Here is a 17,129-nt window from a genome sequence, read left to right as displayed (position 1 = left end):
ACACCTCTGAATGGGGTATATTCTGAATACCAAAGGGTATTGGCACATAATTTGTTATCTGTATTTTTAAATAGTTTCTATGAATGCAGTATGACAAGGCAGGGGTTCAGCTTATTAATGGTTGCAATAACTCACTCAGTGCGGATGAGTTAACTTTCAGTGCATTGGTCGTACAGGTCTGTGGTCAGGTTCAGGGGGTCGGTTTTCGTCCTTTTGTATATAACCTTGCCCAGCGCCTGGGCTTGAATGGTTCTGTCTGTAACCGGGCTGACGGTGTCTTAATCCGTGTTCAGGGTGATAAACCGCAACTGGATCTGTTCCAGCGTTTGTTAGAAGATGAGAAACCGCCGATGGCGCTGATAGATTCTCTCATATTCGATGTTGCTGAACCCGATGTCACGTGCGCCGGTTTTAGTATTCTCGACAGCGTTGCAGGTGAAGTTAAAGTATCGGTTACACCGGATGCCTCGGTGTGCAGCGACTGCCTGGCAGAGCTGTTTGATACAGCTGATCGCCGCTATCGTTATCCTTTTATCAACTGCACCAACTGTGGCCCTCGCTATACGCTGATTAAACAACTGCCCTATGACCGATCTGATACGACGATGTCGGAATTTGAGCTCTGTCATAGTTGTCAGCAGGAGTATGACAGCCCTGCTGATAGACGCTTCCATGCCCAGCCTAATGCCTGTAGTAACTGCGGCCCTGAACTCGTGTTTCATGACGCTGCAGGCGTTGTTTTGGAGAGTTTTGATCCATTATTGAGTGTCATAGAACTGATCCGTGCCGGTGACATAATAGCGATCAAAGGTATCGGTGGGTTTCATCTGGTGTGCGACGCCTGTAATCCAGAAGCAGTGGCGCGTTTGCGCCAGCGTAAGCAGCGGCCGGATAAACCTTTTGCTGTCATGGCTGCTAACCTGCCATCGCTGACCGGGCTGGTGGACTTGAACGCAGCCACAGGGCAGCGCCTGCAGGCCCAGGATGCTCCAGTGGTACTTTGTCCGTTTACCCGTGATTCTAAACAAGAGAAGCAATCGGCTGAGTTACAGGGGATTGCTCCCGGTCTTAACTGGTGTGGTGTGATGCTGCCCCATTCGCCGTTACATTATCTATTGTTTCATACAGCAGCTGGTGAGCCCGCAGGTAGCGAATGGCTTGGACAAAAACAGAATTTATTGCTGGTGATGACCAGTGGCAACCGCAGTGGTGATCCATTAGTCACCGATAACGCAGAGGCACTTAAGCAGCTTGCGGGTATCGCAGATGGCTTCCTTATGCATAACCGGGATATACATATTCGTTGCGATGACTCAGTAGTCAGTGGCCTGAGCGAAACGATGCCGCTGATTCGTCGAGGCAGAGGGTTGGCCCCCCAGGTTATTGAATTGCCCCAATCCGGCCCTTCAGTGCTGGCCTGCGGCGCGTTTTTTAAGAACACGGTATGCCTGACTAAAGGCAATAAGGCTTACGTTTCGCAATATATTGGCGATCTGGCGAATCCGGAATGCTGCCGTTCACTCCACAAGACTATCGAGCATCTGCAACGGCTACTTGATATTGAGCCTGAGCTGGTGGCGTGTGACCTGCATCCGGATTTTTTCAGTACCCGGCTGGCGCAGGAATACTGCGACGCTAAAGATATACCCCTGTTACAAGTACAGCATCATCATGCCCATATTGCGGCGGTGATGGCTGAACACAAGATTACCGGGCCGGCTATCGGTCTCGCGCTTGATGGACTCGGGCTGGGCAGTGATGGTCGGTTGTGGGGGGGGGAACTGCTGAAGGTTTCTGCGACCGGCTTTGACCAGCTGGGACAGTTGTCCGCTTTGCCTCTGCCGGGAGGGGATCGAGCCGCACGTGAGCCCTGGCGGGTTGCCGCCGGAATCCTTTATAGGTTGGATCGTGTTGATGAGATATCTGCTCGGTTCAGCGCTTGTTCTGCCAGTGAAACAGTACAACAGATGCTGGCCAAAGATCTTAACTGCCCACTTACAAGCAGTGCCGGGCGGTTGTTCGATGGTATTTCTGCTTTGTTGGGAATCTGTCTCGATAATAGCTTTGAAGCACAGGCTGCGATGCAGCTGGAATCTCATGCTTATCAGTATTTGCAACATCACGATTGGCCAGATGAGCCCAGCTTGATTCAGACCGCTGCTGAGCTTGAGATGCTGCCGCTATTACGTCGTATATCTGAGATCGATGATCCCGGATATGGTGCTGCGCTGTTTCATCAGCAGTTAATATCGGGGTTGAGTGACTGGGCGGCACAGGTCTGTGTGTCACAACAGGTTAACCAGGTTGTATTAGCGGGCGGTTGCTTTCTTAATCAGTTATTACGTCAGGGTATCGAACAGCAACTTACAGCTCTCGGTATTGAGGTCTTTTGTGCGGTGCAGTTGCCTTGTAATGATAGCGGTATCAGTCTGGGTCAGGCTCAGGTAGCGCACTTTGTCGCGCACCTGAAAGCCGATCAGCAATCAGATGGCGGACCTGTTGCCGCACATCAGGAGAAAAAACATGTGTTTAGCAATTCCGGTACGGATTGAAAAGATCCTCGATGCCGAGTTGGCGATTGCCGATATTGGCGGCGTACGTAAGGAAATTAATGTGGCGTTGATTGCCGATCTCGAGGTCGGTGATTATGTCATTCTGCATGTTGGCTACGCGCTGAATAAGATTGACCCGCAAGAGGCCGAACGGACTCTACAGCTGTTTGCGGAGTTGGGTGAGCTGGAACAGATCGTCGAGGGCCATCTGGAGCAAGACCCATCAGAGCAAGAACATGCGGAGTCAGATAAATAATGAAGTATGTTGATGAATACCGGGACGGCCAGCTGGCGCGGGATATCGCTGCCGCGATCAGGGCGGAAGCGCACCCGGAGCGGGAATATCATCTGATGGAGTTTTGTGGGGGACATACCCACGCCATCTTCCGTTATGGTATTCCTGATCTGTTGCCGGATAACGTCAGGATGATCCATGGCCCGGGTTGTCCGGTATGTGTGTTGCCGATCAATCGTCTCGATGCCGCGATCGAATTGGCGGTCAGTCATAATGTCATTCTCTGTTCATACGGCGATATGATGCGGGTACCGGGGTCGCGTAAGCGTAGCCTGTTGAAAGCTAAAGCCGATGGCGCCGATGTCCGGATGGTCTATTCCTGTATGGATGCCCTGAAAATTGCCCGGGACAATCCCTCCCGTGAAGTGGTTTTCTTTGCTATCGGATTTGAAACGACTACACCGCCGACGGCTCTGGTTATCCGTCAGGCGCAAAAACTCGGTCTGAAGAATTTTTCGGTATTCTGTAATCACGTTCTGACGCCTGCTGCGATCAGTAACATTCTGGAGTCACCCGAAGTTCGGGAGTTGGGTGTGTTACCGCTGGATGGCTTTATCGGTCCGGCCCATGTCAGTACGGTGATCGGCAGTCAGCCTTACTACTATTTCGCCGAAGAATACCAGAAGCCCGTTGTAATCGCAGGTTTCGAGCCGCTGGATGTATTGCAGGCGATCCGAATGCTGGTACGCCAGCTAAACGAGGGGCGTGCCGAGGTAGAGAATGAGTTTTCCCGTGCAGTCACTTACCAGGGTAATGAACAGGCCAAGCAGATCGTAGCCGATACCTTTGAACTGCGTCGCGCTTTTGAGTGGCGGGGGCTGGGTGTAGTGCCTTACAGCGCCCTGAGAATTAAGTCTGAATACGCTGAGTTTGATGCGGAAAAACGTTTTATGGTGGAGTATCGCAGTGCCCGTGAGAACAAGGCCTGTGAATGTGGTGCAATCCTGCGGGGGGTAAAGTCACCCCGCGACTGTTCATTGTTTGGTGACCCTTGCACGCCGGAAAATCCACTGGGTTCCTGTATGGTTTCCAGCGAAGGAGCATGCGCAGCTTACTATAGTTATGGCCGCTATCAGGAGCGGGTTTTTGCCAGCGATGGTGCGTCTGCTGCGGAACAATAAGAGAGAAACGAATGAGTGACTTCATGTCTGATAATAGCAAGTCTGATAAAAGATACAGCCAAAGCCTGGATCTGCAGCAGGGCAAGGTTGAGATGGTCCACGGTAGTGGTGGCAAGGCGATGGCCCAGCTGATCGATGAGCTGTTTGTGAAGGCATTTTCCAATCCCTGGCTGGAACAACGTAACGATCAGGCTTGTTTTGAACTCCCTCAGGGCCGGGTGGTGATGGCCACCGATAGCCATGTTATATCGCCGCTATTTTTCCCAGGTGGTGATATTGGCGGGCTTTCCGTGCATGGCACGGTTAATGATGTCGCAATGTCCGGTGCTGTACCTAAGTATCTGTCTGCTGGTTTTATTCTCGAAGAGGGTTTTCCTCTGGCTGATCTGCAACGTATTGTCGAATCGATGGCCGGGGCTGCTGCAGAGGCAGGCGTGGCTATCGTTACCGGTGACACTAAAGTGGTGGAGCGGGGTAAAGGCGATGGTTGTTTTATCTCGACTACCGGTGTCGGTGTGGTGCCGTCGGGGCTGAATATTTCAGCGGATCAGGTCAGGTCCGGCGATAAGATACTGGTATCCGGTACGCTGGGAGATCATGGCGTAGCGATTATGTCACTGCGTGAAGGGCTGAGTTTTGAAACGACGATTGAGTCCGATAGCCAGTCGCTGAATGGTTTGGTAGCAGCGATGGTCGCAGAGGTGCCGCAAATAAGCTGTATGCGCGATCCGACCCGGGGCGGTCTGTCAGCGACGCTGAATGAGATTGCACAGCAGGCTGAGGTCGGCATTCAGATTCGCGAGGCAGAAATACCGGTGCGTCCACAAGTTCAGGCTGCCTGTGAGTTTCTTGGTCTGGATCCGCTGTACGTTGCCAATGAGGGTAAGCTGGTCGCCTTTTGTCCAGCAGAGAAGGCTGAGCAGTTGCTCGCAGTGATGCGTGCTCATCCGCAAGGCGCTGATGCTGCGATCATCGGTGAGGTCCATGATGATCCGTTTCATTTTGTACAGATGGAAACTGCTTTTGGTGGGACACGGATGGTGGATTGGATTAATGGCGAACAGCTCCCCCGCATCTGTTAAAACGGGCCCTGTTTTCCGCCATTCAGCGTTTACGCTCGCTGATGTAGACCCACTACACTGTCGCTCGCTAGGCCTTGCCTGGCGAAAAACATAACCAGTTTAAGTTTTTAGCTCTGTTGAACACGTCAGCGCAACAATTTAACGATTAGGTCGTTTATGAAAATTCTGTTTCTTACCCATAGTTTTAACTCACTCAGTCAGCGTTTGTATGTTGAACTGCAGCGTCGTGGCCATGACGTTTCTGTTGAGTTTGATATTAATGATGCGGTGGCGGAAGAAGCGGTTGAGCTGTTTCAGCCGCAGCTGATTGTTGCGCCTTTTCTGAAGCGTGCGATTCCTGAGTCTATCTGGCGTAAGCATCGTTGCATCATCGTTCACCCGGGCATTGAGGGTGACCGGGGGCCTTCATCGGTAGACTGGGCGATAATGCGGGATGAAAACTGCTGGGGCGTCACCTGTTTACAGGCTGATGCTGAGATGGACGCCGGTGATATCTGGGCTACGGTTGAGTTTGATATGCGTGCAGCCAGTAAAAGCAGTCTGTATCGTAACGAGATCACCGAGTCTGCGGTAAGCGGGATACTGAAAACCGTCGCACTTATTGAGGCCGGTGGTTATCAGCCTCAGGCTTTGAATTATGATAATCCAGAGATTCGGGGGCAATGGCACTGCCTGATGCAGCAAGCGGACCGGGCTATCGACTGGTCGCAGCATTCGAGTGTTGAGGTGCTGGCCCGGATTCGGGCGGCGGATTCCGTGCCGGGTGTGAAAACTGAAATAGCCGGCCGGCAGTATTTCCTCTATAACGGAATGCTGGAGGGGGAGCTGAATTCTGATCTGCGCGCTGATCCAGGCTCGATTATTGCGACCCGGGATCGGGCTATCTGCATAGCGACTATCGATGGTGCTATCTGGGTCACGCATCTGCGGCCTGCTGATCCTGTGGGAGATGAGTTTAGCTTCAAGTTGCCGGCTACTTTTTTTCTTAAGTCTCAGTTGGAAGCTGCACCGATCGATCTGCGGGTGCCTGATCTGCCATTAGCGGTTGCGGATCAACCGCAATTCCAAACCTGGCAGGAGATTCACTATCGTGAGGCAAACGCCGTCGGCTACCTCTCTTTTGATTTCTATAACGGCGCCATGGATAGCGAACAGTGTCAGCGTCTGCAGCAGGCGGTGAAAGATGCCAAGCAGCGGGGTATCAAGGTGCTGGTTTTGATGGGGGGCGCGGAGTTCTGGAGTAACGGTATTCATCTCAATCAGATAGAGGCGGCGGCAAGCCCTGCGGATGAATCCTGGCGCAATATCAATGCGATGAATGATCTGTGCCTGGAGATTATCGACTCACCGAAGCAACTAACGATGGTTGCGATGCGGGGTAATGCCGGAGCAGGGGGCGTGTTTATGGCGCTGGCGGCAGATAAAGTTTCAGCCCGGCATAGTGTCATACTTAATCCCCATTACCGGTCGATGGGTAATCTCTATGGTTCTGAATACTGGACTTACCTGTTGCCGAAACGGGTGGGTGAAGAGCAGGCCCGGCTGTTGATGCAAAATCGATTGCCGATTGGTGCAGAAGAAGCCTGTGAATCTGGGTTGATCGATAGCTGTTTTATGGGGAATACCGAAGCCTATCTTGCCGACATAGTTAAACAGGCTGAATTACAGGCAGCGGCGCCGGACTTTTTACAGCAGCTGGCATTGCGTAATGCCCGGTTAGCATCCGATCAGGCGGAAAAGTCGTTGCAACAATATAGGGATGAGGAACTGAAGCAGATGAAGTTGAACTTCTACGGTTTTGATCCCAGCTACCACGTGGCCCGTTATCATTTTGTTGAAAAGCTGCCTAAAGCCAGAACTCCGTCCTGGCTGGCTTGCCATAGAAAGCTGTAACCTGAGACTATTTCAGGCAGCTTTTCCTTCGGCAGCAGTTTCAGTACCTTTGCTTTGTTCAAAAGCTTTACGACGGCTCATCATCAGAAAGGCCGCAGGTACAAAGTAGAAAGACAGCAGAGTCGTGAGTAAGGTGCCGCCGGCTATAGCAACCGCGAACGGTGGCCAGAAGCCGCCACCGGCCAGAATCAGCGGTGTAAAACCGCCCACAGTGGTAATTGTGGTGGAGGTAATATGACGGGTGCAGCTGAGAACCGCACGACTGATTGCCTGTTTGTCACCGCGGATCGCATCCGGATCAGCTTTCAGTTCCGCCAGGATTACGATAGCGGCGTTGATTGCCAGACCCATTAAGCCGAGCAGGGCGATAATTACAGTGAAACCAAACGGATAGCTGAACAGGAATACGCTGAGCAGCCCTAACCCTATAGACTGGAATGCCGAAAGGAAGATCAGGGTGCTGATCCGGAAGGAGTTAAACGACAGTACGACTACGGTGATCAGCAGCACGAAAATAATGCCGACATTGGCCAGCAGTTTGCCGACGGCCTTATTGCGCTCGGCCGACTCGCCACCGATTTCCATCCGATATCCCGGTGGCAGGATAAACCCTTCAGCTTCGAGCTGTTTTGAATAGTTGCTCAGTACCGTTGCGGGCAGGACGCCGGCACGAATATAGCCTTCGATAACATTGACGCGTACCCCATTGCGGCGCGGAATGGCTCCCCGGCTGGGGCGTAGTTCGGTTTCAGCCAGTGCCGACAGGGGGATATTATTCCGGCTTCCGGGCCTGGTGAGGCTGAGGTTGGTCAGGTCTTGCAGGTCCTGTCGCTGGTCATCAGCGACACGCACACGTACCGGGATCGATTCAGTTACCTCCAGCACTGATCCGCCAAGCTGTCCGTTCAGCGAGGATTGTAGCTGGCCTGCCATCTCGGTCAGGGTAAAGCCGCTCAGGTGGCTGGCATCTTCATCGGTCTTTAGCCATACCTTGGGAATGCCCGGTTGCAGGGTGGCCCGGGTATGCACGACCTGATCCGTTTTAAGCAGTATTCGACGGGCTTCATCACCCAGCTGTTTGAGTGTATCCAGATTAGCGCCAAAGATACGTAACTCAACCGGAGCGTTGAACGGTGGCCCCTGTTCCAGCTTTCTGACCAGAATTTGTGCGCCTGGGAGACTGTCATCCAGCTCTTGCTGGAGCAACGGCATCAGCCGGTTGGCGGTCGTAAAACTGGTGGTGGTAATCATTCCCTGAGCGTAATTCTGAGCGCCTTGCTGACGGGGAACCATATTGTAGTAAAACGAAGGTGCATTGTTTCCGATAAACCAGCGGGCATGTTCAATGCCGTCTTTCTGCTCGAGTATTGCTGAGATCTGCCTGGCAACCCGTTGCGTTGCCATGATGCTGGATTGTGCCGGCAGGTAGACTTCTATCTGAAACATATTCCGGTCTGATGGCGGAAAGAATTGCTCGGTCAATTGCTTGGCGCCGATAAATCCGCTGAGTGGCAGAATTAATACCAGTGCTATTGCCGATTTAGGGGCATTTAGGGCCCAGGATAGAGAGCGGCTGAACAGATTACTGACGCACTTGAATTCAACGCCGTGCCTACTCCAGTGGTAGGCTTGTTTAGCTTCCCGTGGAATAAAGCGACCAGCCAGCCCGGCCACGATAGTGTGGGATATAAGGTAGGAGCCGATCAGTGAGAAGATCACGCTGAGTGCAATTCCGCTGACAAACTCACCGGCAGGACCCGGCATGATAACGATCGGCATAAAGGCCAGAATTGTTGTCAGGGTCGAGCCCAGCAGAGGAATCCAGAGGTGTTGTACCGATTCAATGACTGCGGTTGCGGCGGCAATGCCTTGCTGGCGCCGTTGCTGGATGGAATCGGTCATGACGATGGCGTTATCCACCATAATCCCCAACGCAACTACCAGGCCGGTGACTGACATCTGATGAATCGGTAAACCGTAATAGTTCATGCAGGTGAGGGTGAAGAGTACTGTCAGTGGCAGCGATAGCGATACGATAAGCGCCGAGCGCCAGCCCAGTGTTATCAGCAGCACACTGACAATGATAAGAAAACCGATCAGGATGTTATTGACCAGTTCACCCAGCCTGGTTTCGGTGTAGAGGTTCTGATCAAACAGCAACTCCATAGCGATATTGCCCGGCAGAAGTGACCGGAATTGCTCCAGTTCATTGGCTACTGACTGGCTCCATTTGTCCAGGCGCAGGTCGGGTAGCATACGTACTCCCACTACGACCGCAGGGTTATTATCAATCAGCGCAATTTCGCGGGGCGGCCACCTGACCTGTTGGCGGACTTCGGCAAGGTCATCCACCCGGAATATAAAACCGTTAGCGTCGCTGAGCAGGGGAACCTGTCGGATTCTGTCTACCGAATCCAACGCGCCGGTCAGCTCCAATTGAAACTGATTTTGCCGGTTGTATAGCTGACCAGCTGCAACTTTTGCATCTGCAGCGGCCAGGCTTCGGGCAATGCTATCTGCCGACAGTTGCAGCTTTCCTGCCAGTCCGGGGTCAACTTCTACCAGGATCTCTTCATCGGGTTCGCCGATAATTTCAACAAAATCAGTGCCAGATAATACTCTTAAACGGTTTTGCAACTCTTTACCGTAGCGCCCCAGGGTGGCCAGGTCGGCTTCTCCTGAGCCGTTCCATTTCAGGGCGATCAGGTGGGCGAAAGCATAGCCATGATCGTCATCCAGTCGGGGGGGGCTGGAGCCGGATGGTAACTCAGGATAGACGTCCCGTAGCTGGTCCCTGACCCGGGACCAGACGATATCGGGTTCAGTGATGCTGTCTTTCAGTTTGATGCTGATCACCGAATTTTCCGGACGCGATGTCGAGCGGATCAGTTGTATCTGTGGCAGCTTACGAAGCCGGTTCTCGATCGGATCAGTCAGCAGCGCTTCAACCCGTTCAGCGCTGGCACCGGGCAGGTTAGTTATTACAGTGGCATCACGCTTGGTTATACGGGGATCTTCGGTACGGGGGAGTGTGGAGAGGGAGCCAAGCCCTGCGACCAGAAGAAGCACAATCACCAGGCTTAACAAACGACCATTTTCAAGAATCTGACTGATCATTGCTTGCTTACCTCCAGTGTTTCACCCGGCAGGCTCGCGCGAACCAGCTGGCCTGCGACCAGCCGTTGAGTTCCCGCGGCCAGAATATGGTTGCCAGCTTGCAAGGCTCCGGCAATGTAAGCGTCGGTAGCCGTGCTGTACAGTACTTTGATATTGCGTGCTTCCAGCTGGAATAAGCCGGGATCTTCCGTCGGTTGTAATTGATAGACGGTCCATAACCCTCGCACGGTATCGGTCAACGCAGAAAGCGGAACCCAGAACCCCTGCTGCGGGTACTGTTGCGGTAGTTGCAGATAAGCCAGCTCACCATTAACGACAGCACTGTCGGCGGGCAGGGCAAAGCGTAACTGGACAGTACGGGTAATCTGATTAACATCGGAGCCCTGAGTAATCAGCCGTGCGGGGTAGCTCACTTTATTGATCGTAATGCTGATCTCTTGTTGCTGTTTCAGCTGGGGCAGAATATTGACAGGCACGCCGACTTTTATTTCAGCTCCGCCTTGTTGCAGCAGGGTGAATGCCGGACTGCCAGCTTTAATAACTTCTCCCCGGTCAACATTACGTTGACTGATAGTGCCATCGAATGGGGCAATCAGGGTGGATTTCTCAATTCGTAGCTGATTGGCGCTGAGCGAGGCGGTTATGCGTTGCCGGTTTGCCGCCAGCGCTTTCTGTCTGGCCTGTAGTTCGTCAATGCTTTGTTCTGATGCGTAACCGCGGCTACTCAAGGTGCGCAGGCGTTTAAGATTGTTAGCTACCAGGTTGATGTCTGCCTGGTTCTGGCGTAATTGGGCCTGCAGTTCTTTACGCTCGATATTTAATAGCTGGACATCTTGTGTCGCCAGAATAGTTCCCTGGGTGACAGTTTCACCGGCGTCTATATAAATATCGGCAATTTTGCCCGCCAGTTCAAAGCCGATACTGGCATTCTGATTAACCTGGACGCTGCCGACATATTGGCGTTTCACCTGGTAACCATCCTGCTGTGTCAATTTAATCCCTTGTGTCAGATGGTAGTAAGGCTGATCGTTACTGACCTCTGCTTCATTAAGATTACAGCCACTGATCAACACAGAAAGTGCTGCCAGAGTCACCAGTTTGATAATGCTGAAAGGGAACTTGTAGGTTGTCATAGGAGTCACAGTGCATGAATTAAAATGGACTAGTCGGTCTAGTCTAGTTTTATAAAACTGGACTGTCCAGTTTGATTGGCTAAAATAGACAGGAAAGATATTCAGAATAAAAGGTCGTCGATGAACAAACCGCGCAGTAAAAGTGAAGAAAAACGCAGCCAGATTCTGGCCGCTGCGGAGCAACTGTTTACCGAGAAAGGCTTTCAAAGCACAAGTATGGATCTGGTAGCCAAAGAGGCCGGCGTTTCCAAGCAGACAGTCTATAGCCACTTTGGTAATAAGGATGAGCTGTTTGTTGCCGCAATTAACAAAAAATGTATAGCCTATGATCTGGCAGCAGTAGGTGCAGCTGATCTTGATCCGGCTAAGCTGCGGGACTCTTTAATCACGCTGGCGCTGCGGTTCTCGGCGCTGATCTTGTCCAATGAAGCTGTCAATGTATATCGTACCTGCGTCTCGCAGGCAGAGAGTTATCCCCATGTCGCGCGTATGTTCCACACCGCCGGCCCAAAGCAAGTGATTGCTGAAGTGGCCAAAATGATGGCTGCATACCAGCAGATGGGTGTGCTGAAGATCGCTGATTCGCACACTGCAGCAGTACAGTTCCTGTTAATGATGCAGGGAGAGCAGCGTATGCGGGTTGAACTGAATATTGAAGAGCGGCTTAGCGAAGAGGCACATCAACAATATATTCAGGACAGTGTCGATATGTTTATCCGGGCCTATAGCTGAAGAATCAAGTACTTATTCTGTTATAACCTGGCCAGGCAAATAGTATAGAATCGTGCAAAATCGCTTATCGTATGTATATTTTGCTTTGTCATAATACAATGATGCGGGTATCGGTTGATTGAAAAAACGTAAGGGTGTTCATAATGATTAATGTGGGTGACAAAATTCCTGCAGTAGGGATTACTGCAGTTCAGGATGGTGCAACTGAGTCGGTTTCAGCGGACCAGTTATTTGCGGGTAAAAAAGTCGTGCTGTTTGCATTGCCGGGGGCTTTTACGCCAACCTGTTCGGCGTCTCACCTGCCAGGTTATGTGGTGAATGCCGACGCACTGCTTGCTAAAGGGGTGGATCTGATCGCCTGCCTTTCTGTTAACGATGCGTTTGTTATGAAAGCCTGGGCTGATAGCCAGAATGCTGAGCAGATTACGATGATTGCGGACGGCGGTGCAGACCTGACCAGGGCACTGGGACTTGAAATGAATAGCGGTGCGTTTGGCGGTATCCGGTCGCGCCGTTATGCCATGATTATCGAAGATGGTGTGGTAACTACGCTTAACCTTGAACAGCCTAAAGAGTTTAAGGAAAGTAGTGCCGAAGCGGTGCTTGCACTGCTCTGATATTGGTCGCAGCTCTGTCTGCCATTGAAAGAACCGGATATAATCCGGTTCTTAATTTTCCGGGATAAGATACCGATGCAAGATGTAATTGATGCCTTGCGGCAAGCAAACGCCGATGTGGCGATGCCGCTGGAGCTGCCTGACTTTGATGATGTGGTGCAGGCGGAAGAGGATATCTGTGTCCCGCTGCATCCGGATTTCAAAGAGTTTCTGCTTAAGGTCAGTGATGTGATCTGTGGATCACTTGAACCTGTTACCGTCGCCGATCCTGCTTCTCATACGCATCTTCCTGAAGTGGCCGCTTATGCCTGGTCAATAGGGTTGTCCCGTGAGCTGACGCCGATCTGTGCCCATGCCGGCGGCTTCTATGTGGTCAACCTGGAAGGTGCAGTGATTTTCTGGACCCCGGAAAGTGGTGACATAGAAGAGTGGACCAGTATTGAGGAGTGGTGCCGGGAAGTCTGGTTGGTCAGCTAATAAGTTGAGCTAAGCTAAATGCGCATAAAAAAACGGCCTCAAAGGCCGTTTTTTGTCGTCTGTCAGATGGTTTTCTGAGACTCAGATAGTTGCTTGAGTGTCAGACGAGGCTTGCTCCCGGCGCTGCAGGCATTGCATCACCAGGATCATCCCCGCGCCAAGTACTGAAATGCCCGCGGCGATATAGAGTGAGTCGGCGTAGCTGCCACCGTTATCGGCAATAATTCCGGCGATGGCGGGCGCTCCGATCTGGGCAATGCCATACAAAAGCGTCAGTTTGCCCATTAGTTTTGCCGGTTTGGTTGGATAGAAGCGGCCGGCCATCGCCAGAACCAGGCTGACAATACCGATAAAGCTGCCCCCATAGAGCACTGCACTGAGCAGTACCAACCAGAAATTATCGTTAACTGCCGGCAGGATAATGCCGACAATCTGAATCAGAAATGCGATCAGCAGGGCGTTCAGTTCACCCAGGTTACGGGCCACCCGATCCCACATAATAACCGCCGGGGTTGCACTCAGCCCAACGAAGATCCAGACGATCTGGCCGTCCCCCTGCAGCGCAGGTTGTGCTTCGACAATTGCCACCAGGAAGGTTGCACTGACAACATAAGCGTAACCGGCACAGAAATACATTATTCCCAGCAGAATCAGCCAGCGTCGACCGGGGGGATTATCCTGCAGCTGTTGACCGGCTATCGTTTGATGGCTGGTATCGGGTCTTGGCAGCCAGCGCCATGCCGGGATGGCAATCAGTGCACCTATGAGTCCCAGGGCGAACCACTGTTCGCGCCAGTTGAGATAGTCAAACATCAGTTCTGCCGCCAGGCCGCTGACAATAATGCCGAGTCCGGCGCCAGCGTAATGGATACCCAGTTCACTTCGATGGCCGTGGCGGATCAGCCAGTTCATGATCAGCCCGGCACTGATCAGCATGCCTGTGGCGCTGCTAAGTCCAGAGAAAAATCGCAGAACAGCCCAGATATATAGATTGTCTGTAAAAGCCATCGCTGACGTCGTAATTACGGCTGTCACCAGGCCAGCCCGATAGAGGAAATCTTTGGTTTTAAGGTTGCCAACGGTAGCTGCAATCAGCGCACCACACATATAACCGATGTAATTGATGGTTGCCAGATAGCCGCCGGCAAGATCACTCAGACCGGCCTGCAGCTGCATCGCAGGTAGTAGGGTGGTGTAACAGAAACGGGCGATACCGATAGTCAGGATCAGGCCTAACAGGCCCGAGCCGAGGACTTTGAGATGGCCGGTATGGTTTTGAGAATCTATATCCATAATAAAGAAACCTGTTAAAGCGATGCATATAAGCGTATTTATTGATAAGGTTCTTTACAAGCGAATAATAGAGAACTAAATATTCTCTATTTGAGAATGATTGCTTGTTGACTATTAATGCTGTGCTGGCTGGAGCGTATAGGATGGAACTGGTTGCATTAAAGACTTTCGAGAAGGTCGCAAAAGAGGGCGGTATTCTGGCGGCTTCCCGGCAGTTAAATACGGTACAGTCCAATATCACTACCCGTATTCAGCGACTTGAAGAGGAACTGGGCACTAAGCTGTTTTACCGTAAAGGGCGGGGGCTGGAGCTAAGCAGGGCGGGGCAGATATTGCTGGAATATGCCGAGCAGATCCTGCAATTAGAGCGCCAGGCCGGGGTTGCAGTACGTTTAGCCGAGAAAGGCGCCGCTGAAATGAAAATCGGCGGAATGGAATCGTTTGTCGCAACCCATCTGCCACAATTGCTGGGTGCTTTACGGGAGATTTGTCCTAAGCTGCAGCCGCGTATTACCGCTGCGACCACCGGGATTCTGATTGACGAAGTTCTGGAGCACCGCATCGATTGTGCTTTCGTCGGTGGTCCGGTTGAGCATCCTGATCTGGTTACTATTGATGTGATGCTGCAACAACTGATGCTGGTCAGGCCGATCGGTCTAGAGCCGGCAAATAATCTTGTCGTATTTCGTGCCGGTTGTGTATACCGGGATAAAGCCCTGCAATGGGATCGGGAATTTGCCGGGCAAAGCTATGAGCTGAGTGAGCTTGGCACGCTGGAGGGTATTCTCGGCTGTGTGGCGCAAGGGCTGGGTATCACTCTGATGCCGAAAAATGTGGTTGAAAGATCAATTTACCGGGATAGTCTGGCGATGGAGCCACTGCCTGATCATATCGCGCTGGTACCGACGCAGTTCATTCAGCATAGAAAGACCCCAAGATTAAAAGTGATGGAGCGTTTATTTGAATCGCTGCAGTGGCTACCGGATCAGCCTGGTGGACCGACTGCTTAATCTTGACGGTGAGATTGAAGGACCAATTACAGAATGATTGTCAGAGCTGATTAGCCTTGCGGTGATTGCCCTGATAATCGAATAGCCGCTCCTTTACCCGCCAAAACTGTCCAGACTTACGGGCGATGACAAAATCCGGATGGCTGAACAGGTTGGCAACGCTTAATACATCAGCAAGGCTGTTAAACTGTACCGGTTGGCTGCCTTGAGCGAAGCGTCGGCCGAATATACTATCGAACACCTTGCGCTGATTGGGCTTGCTCATATCGAACTGCTCTGAAAGTTCCTCACCCTGCTCATCGAAGTAGGTGATCTTAAGCTTTCCTCTGTTGTCTGACATGGAGATGCCGGCACAGCGAATCACCATTGCGTCTTTCAGCTTTAGTGCAGCTTTTAGCTGATCATCGGGGTCAATGATCGCCTCGCCACAGCTGTGGCAGCGGCGTGCGGCAATATCATTCTCGGCATTACAGTAACGACACTCTTTGAAGCGAAAGCGATAGTCACACTGCTGTAACCGGCCACCATCCTGTTCCTCAACGCCCTGGCAGCGGCGACCAAAATGCTCCAGGATATTGCCTTCTTCATCGGTCTTACCCCAGAACACATTGGCAAACTCACAGACCGGACAAAAAACCTGTACCGGCACACTGCCACTGTCTGGCTTCGGCTGACCGACCTCAGGGTGAAACAGGTTAAAACCGTTACCCGCGTAGTCCATCACCAGGCAGTCCTCTTTACCTTCAGCGAGGCGCAGGCCGCGGCCGACAATTTGCTGGTACAGAGACACCGATTGGGTCGGGCGAAGAATGGCGATGAAGTCGACGTGAGGGGCGTCAAATCCCGTGGTCAGTACGGCGACGTTAACCAGATACTTAAGTTGTTTTTGCTTAAACTGCTGAATCAGCCGATCCCGCTCATTGTTATCCGTCTGGCCTGTGATCAGCGTCGTTTCTTCAGCTGGCAGGTAACCCTGAATCTCACGGGCGTGGTTAACGGTGGCGGCAAAGATCATTACCCCATGGCGGGATTCTGCTAACGCTTCGATCTGTTCGCAGATAGCTCGGGTTACCCTTGGGTGCTGTGCCAACAACTGGTTAACTTCCTGTTCCGGATAGTTACCCAGGCGATTAGCCTGCAGGCTTGAAAAGTCGTATTGGGCAATGGCTGCGTCAACCAGTTTCGGTGGCGTCAGGTATTGATGTTTTATCATGTATTGCAGGGGCAGCTCATAGATACAGTGTTGAAACGGGCGGGCTTGTTCGGCCCGACTGAAACCTCTGTAATGATAGCGATAGATCCAGCCCATACCCATGCGGTACGGTGTGGCTGTCAGTCCGAGTATTTTTAATCCTGGATTGTGTTGCTTTAGCTGCTCGAAAATCTGGTTGTACTGGCTGTTTTCGTCATCGCTGATACGGTGGCACTCGTCGACAATAACCAGTGAAAACTGATTGGCAAAATCCTCCAGGTTTCTGGCAACCGATTGCACGCTGGCAAAGGTAACCTGATGGCTGCTGTCTTTTTGTTTCAGGCCTGCAGAATAGATTCCCGCCTTGAGACCGTAACTTCTGTATTTGTCATGATTCTGTTCAACCAGTTCTCTGACATGGGCGAGAATCAGGATTTTACGCCGGGCAAGGCGGGCCAGTTCAGCTATGACCAGGCTTTTACCTGCTCCGGTGGGCAGTACGATCACTGCCGCATCATCACTTTTGCGGAAATGGCGGATCGTCGCTGTCACCGCATCCTGCTGGTAGTCACGTAGTGTGAATTGGCTCATAGAGTATAAATAATCCAGTTATTA

13 protein-coding genes are annotated in these 17,129 nt (G+C 51.9%); 9 read left to right on the top strand and 4 right to left on the bottom strand.

Features of this window, described 5'->3' with window-relative positions; all coding sequences use genetic code 11:
- The first annotated feature begins 83 nt into the window (after nucleotides 1-83).
- The 5 genes from hypF (at nucleotide 84) to ACQUQM_RS10010 (ending at nucleotide 6,943) form a co-directional block, all read left to right on the top strand.
- Nucleotides 84-2,552, top strand: coding sequence for a carbamoyltransferase HypF (hypF, locus tag ACQUQM_RS10030; RefSeq protein ID WP_432474341.1), 2,469 nt, complete (start codon nucleotides 84-86; stop codon nucleotides 2,550-2,552).
- Complete coding sequence (locus tag ACQUQM_RS10025) at nucleotides 2,524-2,808, top strand: HypC/HybG/HupF family hydrogenase formation chaperone (protein WP_432474340.1); 285 nt, start codon at nucleotides 2,524-2,526, stop codon at nucleotides 2,806-2,808. Before hypF ends, ACQUQM_RS10025 begins: the two co-directional genes overlap by 29 nt.
- Entirely contained in the window at nucleotides 2,808-3,968 is a 1,161-nt protein-coding gene (hypD, locus tag ACQUQM_RS10020) for a hydrogenase formation protein HypD (RefSeq protein WP_432474339.1), read from the top strand. Before ACQUQM_RS10025 ends, hypD begins: the two co-directional genes overlap by 1 nt.
- A gap of 23 nt (nucleotides 3,969-3,991) precedes the next feature.
- Nucleotides 3,992-5,050, top strand: a complete 1,059-nt coding sequence (gene hypE, locus ACQUQM_RS10015) for a hydrogenase expression/formation protein HypE (RefSeq protein WP_432474338.1) — start codon at nucleotides 3,992-3,994, stop codon at nucleotides 5,048-5,050.
- Between the two features lie 156 nt (nucleotides 5,051-5,206).
- Nucleotides 5,207-6,943, top strand: coding sequence for a hydrogenase maturation protein (locus tag ACQUQM_RS10010; RefSeq protein ID WP_432474337.1), 1,737 nt, complete (start codon nucleotides 5,207-5,209; stop codon nucleotides 6,941-6,943).
- Between the two features lie 12 nt (nucleotides 6,944-6,955).
- On the opposite strand, the gene ACQUQM_RS10005 is transcribed toward ACQUQM_RS10010, so the two are convergent.
- On the bottom strand, nucleotides 6,956-10,060 hold the full coding sequence (locus tag ACQUQM_RS10005; RefSeq protein WP_432474336.1) for an efflux RND transporter permease subunit: 3,105 nt from the start codon (nucleotides 10,058-10,060) through the stop codon (nucleotides 6,956-6,958).
- Nucleotides 10,057-11,193 (bottom strand): efflux RND transporter periplasmic adaptor subunit, encoded by a 1,137-nt coding sequence (locus ACQUQM_RS10000; protein WP_432474335.1) that lies wholly within the window; start codon nucleotides 11,191-11,193, stop codon nucleotides 10,057-10,059. Before ACQUQM_RS10000 ends, ACQUQM_RS10005 begins: the two co-directional genes overlap by 4 nt.
- A gap of 120 nt (nucleotides 11,194-11,313) precedes the next feature.
- Here ACQUQM_RS10000 and ACQUQM_RS09995 point away from each other — a divergent pair, with 120 nt between their 5' ends.
- From ACQUQM_RS09995 to ACQUQM_RS09985, 3 genes are all read left to right on the top strand, one after another.
- Nucleotides 11,314-11,925: a TetR/AcrR family transcriptional regulator gene (locus ACQUQM_RS09995; protein ID WP_432474334.1), complete on the top strand. Its 612-nt coding sequence runs from the start codon at nucleotides 11,314-11,316 to the stop codon at nucleotides 11,923-11,925.
- A 143-nt stretch (nucleotides 11,926-12,068) separates the two neighbouring features.
- Nucleotides 12,069-12,542 carry a peroxiredoxin gene (locus ACQUQM_RS09990; protein ID WP_432474333.1) on the top strand — a complete coding sequence of 158 codons (474 nt, stop codon included), beginning with the start codon at nucleotides 12,069-12,071 and terminating at the stop codon, nucleotides 12,540-12,542.
- Nucleotides 12,543-12,617: 75 nt separating this feature from the next.
- Nucleotides 12,618-13,019, top strand: a complete 402-nt coding sequence (locus ACQUQM_RS09985; protein WP_432474332.1) for an SMI1/KNR4 family protein — start codon at nucleotides 12,618-12,620, stop codon at nucleotides 13,017-13,019.
- A gap of 81 nt (nucleotides 13,020-13,100) precedes the next feature.
- On the opposite strand, the gene ACQUQM_RS09980 is transcribed toward ACQUQM_RS09985, so the two are convergent.
- Nucleotides 13,101-14,312, bottom strand: a complete 1,212-nt coding sequence (locus tag ACQUQM_RS09980; protein WP_432474331.1) for a YbfB/YjiJ family MFS transporter — start codon at nucleotides 14,310-14,312, stop codon at nucleotides 13,101-13,103.
- Nucleotides 14,313-14,455: 143 nt separating this feature from the next.
- Between ACQUQM_RS09980 and ACQUQM_RS09975 the strand changes: the two genes are divergently transcribed.
- Nucleotides 14,456-15,322 (top strand): LysR family transcriptional regulator, encoded by an 867-nt coding sequence (locus ACQUQM_RS09975; protein WP_432474330.1) that lies wholly within the window; start codon nucleotides 14,456-14,458, stop codon nucleotides 15,320-15,322.
- Nucleotides 15,323-15,362: 40 nt separating this feature from the next.
- Here ACQUQM_RS09975 and ACQUQM_RS09970 read toward each other — a convergent pair whose 3' ends face one another.
- Nucleotides 15,363-17,105, bottom strand: a complete 1,743-nt coding sequence (locus tag ACQUQM_RS09970) for a DEAD/DEAH box helicase (protein ID WP_432474329.1) — start codon at nucleotides 17,103-17,105, stop codon at nucleotides 15,363-15,365.
- Nucleotides 17,106-17,129: the final 24 nt, after the last annotated feature.

It is taken from the genome of Amphritea sp. HPY, from assembly GCF_050870985.1.
Lineage (GTDB): Bacteria > Pseudomonadota > Gammaproteobacteria > Pseudomonadales > Balneatricaceae > Amphritea.
Note: the sequence above shows the minus strand (reverse complement) of the source record. Positions and strands in the feature narration are given on the sequence as shown.

Coding starts and splice junctions, on each gene's coding strand:
- hypE (WP_432474338.1), top strand. CDS start 3,992: ATGTCTGATAATAGCAAGTCTGATAAAAGATACAGCCAAAGCCTGGAT.
- ACQUQM_RS09985 (WP_432474332.1), top strand. CDS start 12,618: ATGCAAGATGTAATTGATGCCTTGCGGCAAGCAAACGCCGATGTGGCG.
- ACQUQM_RS10005 (WP_432474336.1), bottom strand. CDS start 10,060: ATGATCAGTCAGATTCTTGAAAATGGTCGTTTGTTAAGCCTGGTGATT.
- ACQUQM_RS09980 (WP_432474331.1), bottom strand. CDS start 14,312: ATGGATATAGATTCTCAAAACCATACCGGCCATCTCAAAGTCCTCGGC.
- ACQUQM_RS09970 (WP_432474329.1), bottom strand. CDS start 17,105: ATGAGCCAATTCACACTACGTGACTACCAGCAGGATGCGGTGACAGCG.
- ACQUQM_RS10010 (WP_432474337.1), top strand. CDS start 5,207: ATGAAAATTCTGTTTCTTACCCATAGTTTTAACTCACTCAGTCAGCGT.
- ACQUQM_RS10025 (WP_432474340.1), top strand. CDS start 2,524: ATGTGTTTAGCAATTCCGGTACGGATTGAAAAGATCCTCGATGCCGAG.
- ACQUQM_RS09975 (WP_432474330.1), top strand. CDS start 14,456: ATGGAACTGGTTGCATTAAAGACTTTCGAGAAGGTCGCAAAAGAGGGC.
- hypD (WP_432474339.1), top strand. CDS start 2,808: ATGAAGTATGTTGATGAATACCGGGACGGCCAGCTGGCGCGGGATATC.
- ACQUQM_RS09990 (WP_432474333.1), top strand. CDS start 12,069: ATGATTAATGTGGGTGACAAAATTCCTGCAGTAGGGATTACTGCAGTT.
- ACQUQM_RS10000 (WP_432474335.1), bottom strand. CDS start 11,193: ATGACAACCTACAAGTTCCCTTTCAGCATTATCAAACTGGTGACTCTG.
- ACQUQM_RS09995 (WP_432474334.1), top strand. CDS start 11,314: ATGAACAAACCGCGCAGTAAAAGTGAAGAAAAACGCAGCCAGATTCTG.
- hypF (WP_432474341.1), top strand. CDS start 84: ATGCAGTATGACAAGGCAGGGGTTCAGCTTATTAATGGTTGCAATAAC.